Raw genomic sequence first — 3,934 nt, 5'->3', positions numbered from 1 at the left:
AGATGTGTATAAGAGACAGCTCCCGCTCCTGCTGTGGGGCGCCCGCCGCCGCAGCGGCGGCTGGGCGGCGGCCGGAGCCGTGCTCCTGGCGCAGGGCGCGCTGGGACTCGCGTACGAACGGGCCAGGGCGGCCGCGGACGCCCTCTAGACCCGCGGCTTACGCGTCCTCGTCGTCCTCGTCGTCCAGCCGTGCCAGCCAGGTCGCGAGGCGCTCCACGGGCACCTCGAAGTCGGGGTTGAGGTCGACGAACGTCCGCAGCTGCTCGGCGAGCCACTCGAAGGTGACCTCCTCCTCGCCGCGCCGCTTCTCCAGTTCCTCGATGCCACGGTCCGTGAAGTACATGCGCACAGGATATCGAGGCCCGGACGCCCACCGAAACGCCGGATACACCGGATACGCCGGGGGCCCGGCTTCGCGACAAGCGCGGAACCGGGCCCCGGTGACGTACGGACAGCTCGTACGGCTGCGGCGTGCTCCTAGGCCTCGAAGACCTCTTCGACCAGCTGCGACTGCTCCGCCTGGTGACGCTTGGCCGAGCCGACCGCCGGGGACGAGCCGTGCGGCCGCGAGATGCGGCGCAGGCGTTCGCCGTGCGGCACGTCCGAGCCGACCGCGAGGTCCAGGTGGTCGATCAGGTTGAGCGCGATGAACGGCCACGCGCCCTGGTTCGCCGGCTCCTCCTGGGCCCACAGGTACTTCTCGGCGTTCGGGTACTTCGCGATCTCCGCCTGGATCTCCGCACCCGGCAGCGGGTACAGGCGCTCCAGCCGGATGATCGCCGTCTCCGTGTCGCCGCGCTTCTCCCGCTCGGCGTCCAGGTCGTAGTACAGCTTGCCCGCGCAGAAGACGACCTTGCGGACGTTCTCGGGCTTGACCGACGCGTCGCCGATCACCGGGCGGAAGCCGCCGGTGGTGAACTCCTCGATGGACGAGGCCGCGGCCTTCAGACGCAGCATCGACTTCGGGGTGAAGACGATCAGCGGCTTGTGGTGCGGGTTGTGCACCTGCCAGCGCAGCAGGTGGAAGTAGTTCGACGGCAGGGTCGGCATCGCGACCGTCATGTTGTCCTGCGCGCACATCTGGAGGAAGCGCTCCGGGCGGGCGGAGCTGTGGTCCGGGCCCTGGCCCTCGTAGCCGTGCGGCAGCAGCAGCGTGACGCCGGAGGTCTGGCCCCACTTCTGCTCGGCCGAGGAGATGAACTCGTCCACGACGGTCTGCGCGCCGTTGACGAAGTCACCGAACTGGGCCTCCCAGATGACCAGCGACTCCGGACGGGCCAGCGAGTAGCCGTACTCGAAGCCCATCGCCGCGTACTCCGAGAGCAGCGAGTCGTAGACGTTGTACCGGGCCTGGTCGTCGGCCAGGTACAGCAGCGGGGTGTAGTCCTCGCCGGTGACCTGGTCGACCAGGACCGCGTGGCGCTGGCCGAACGTGCCGCGGCGGGTGTCCTGGCCGGCGAGCCGGACCGGGGTGCCCTCCATCAGCAGCGAACCGATGGCCAGCGTCTCGCCCATGCCCCAGTCGATCGTGGCGTTGTCCACCGAGGCCGCGCGGCGCTGCATCTGCGGCATCAGGCGGGGGTGGACGGTGATCGAGTCGGGGATGTTGACCTGCGACTCGGCGATCCGCTTGACGACCTCGGCGGAGACGGCCGTCTCCACGGTCACCGGGAACGCGGCCTGCGGCTCCGGGACGTGCGGGGCGGCCGGCTGCGAGGTGGCCTCGCGGACCTCGGCGAACACCTTCTCCAGCTGACCCTGGAAGTCCTGGAGCGCCTGCTCCGCCTCTTCCAGCGTGATGTCGCCACGACCGATGAGGGACTCGGTGTAGAGCTTGCGCACCGAGCGCTTCTTGTCGATCAGGGTGTACATCTGCGGGTTGGTGAACTCCGGGTTGTCGCCCTCGTTGTGACCGCGGCGGCGGTAGCAGATGAGGTCGATCACGACGTCCTTGTTGAACGCCTGCCGGAACTCGAAGGCGAGCCGCGCGACGCGGACCACGGCCTCCGGGTCGTCGCCGTTGACGTGGATGATCGGCGCCTCGATCATGCGCGCCACGTCGGTGGCGTACATCGAGGAGCGCGAGGACTCCGGGGCGGCGGTGAAACCGACCTGGTTGTTGATCACCACGTGCACGGTGCCGCCGGTGCGGTAGCCGCGCAGCTGCGACATGTTGAGCGTCTCGGCGACGACGCCCTGGCCAGCGAAGGCCGCGTCGCCGTGGAGCGCGACGGGCAGGACCGTGAAGTCCGTGCCGCCCTTGTTGATGATGTCCTGCTTGGCGCGGGCGATGCCCTCCAGGACCGGATCGACCGCCTCCAGGTGCGAGGGGTTGGCGGCCAGCGAGACCTTGATCTGCTCGCCGTCGAGACCGGTGAAGGTGCCCTCGGCGCCCAGGTGGTACTTGACGTCGCCGGAGCCGTGCATCGAACGCGGGTCGAGGTTGCCCTCGAACTCGCGGAAGATCTGCGCGTACGACTTGCCGACGATGTTCGCGAGGACGTTCAGGCGGCCGCGGTGGGCCATGCCGATGACGACCTCGTCGAGGCGGGCCTCGGCGGCGGAGTCGAGAACGGCGTCGAGCAGCGGGATGACGGACTCGCCGCCCTCCAGCGAGAACCGCTTCTGGCCGACGTACTTCGTCTGCAGGAACGTCTCGAACGCCTCCGCGGCGTTCAGCCGGCGCAGGATGCGCAGCTGCTCCTCGCGCTCGGGCTTCGGGCGCGGGCGCTCGACCCGGTCCTGGAGCCACTTGCGCTGCTTCGGGTCCTGGATGTGCATGAACTCGATGCCGGTGGTGCGGCAGTACGACTCACGCAGCACGCCGAGGATGTCGCGGAGCTTCATCATCGTCTTGCCGGCGAACCCGCCGACCGCGAACTCCCGCTCCAGGTCCCACAGGGTGAGGCCGTGCTCGGTGATGTCCAGGTCGGGGTGCTTGCGCTGGTGGTACTCCAGCGGGTCGGTGTCGGCCATGACGTGGCCGCGGACCCGGTAGGAGTGGATCAGCTCGAAGACCCGTGCGGCCTTGGTGACGTCGTCGTCGTGCGAGGCGTCGATGTCCTTGAGCCAGCGGACCGGCTCGTAGGGGATCCGGAGCGCCTTGAAGATCTCGTCGTAGAACTCGTTCTCGCCGAGCAGCAGCTGGGACAGGACCCGCAGGAACTCGCCGGAGGCGGCGCCCTGGATGACCCGGTGGTCGTACGTCGAGGTCAGCGTCATGACCTTCGAGATACCGAGCTTGTTCAGGGTGTCCTGCGACGTGCCCTGGAACTCCGCCGGGTAGTCCATCGCGCCGACGCCCATGATGAGGCCCTGACCGGGCATCAGGCGGGGCACCGAGTGGACGGTGCCGATGCCGCCGGGGTTGGTCAGCGAGGCGGTGACGCCGGAGAAGTCGTCCATGCCGAGCTTGCCGATGCGGGCGCGCCGGACGATGTCCTCGTACGCCTGCCAGAACTCGAAGAAGTTGAGCGTCTCGGCCTTCTTGATGGCCGCGACGACCAGCTGGCGGTCGCCGTTCGGCTTCACCAGGTCGATGGCCAGACCCAGGTTGATGTGCTCCGGCTTGACCAGGGTCGGCTTGCCGTCCTTCATGGCGAAGGAGTAGTTCATCGACGGCATGGCCTTGAGGGCCTGCACCATCGCGTACCCGATGAGGTGCGTGAAGGAGATCTTCCCGCCGCGGGCGCGCTTGAGGTGGTTGTTGATGACGATGCGGTTGTCGAAGAGCAGCTTCACCGGGACCGCGCGGACGGAGGTGGCCGTCGGCAGCTCCAGCGAGGCGTTCATGTTCTTCGCGACGGCGGCCGAGGGGCCGCGCAGCGTCACGTACTCCGGGCCGGCCGGGGCCTCGGTGGAGTCGTCGGCCTTGGCGGGCGCGGCGGCGGGCTTCGCCGCCGCGGGCTTCGCCGGGGCCGGGGCGGCCTTGGCT

General features: G+C 69.1%; 2 protein-coding genes. Both read right to left on the bottom strand.

Annotated elements, in window-relative coordinates:
* Positions 1-157 precede the first annotated feature (157 nt).
* Positions 158-343, bottom strand: coding sequence for a DUF6104 family protein (locus CR470_RS36315; RefSeq protein WP_003966321.1), 186 nt, complete (start codon positions 341-343; stop codon positions 158-160).
* Positions 344-477: 134 nt separating this feature from the next.
* Positions 478-3,934, bottom strand: a 3,457-nt coding sequence (locus tag CR470_RS36310) for a multifunctional oxoglutarate decarboxylase/oxoglutarate dehydrogenase thiamine pyrophosphate-binding subunit/dihydrolipoyllysine-residue succinyltransferase subunit (protein WP_097871888.1), incomplete at its 5' end; no start/stop codon positions are given.

Origin of the sequence: Streptomyces sp. rh34 (genome assembly GCF_002551245.1) — a bacterium.
Taxonomy (GTDB): Bacteria; Actinomycetota; Actinomycetes; order Streptomycetales; family Streptomycetaceae; genus Streptomyces.
This window is presented reverse-complemented; position numbering and strand designations above follow the sequence as displayed.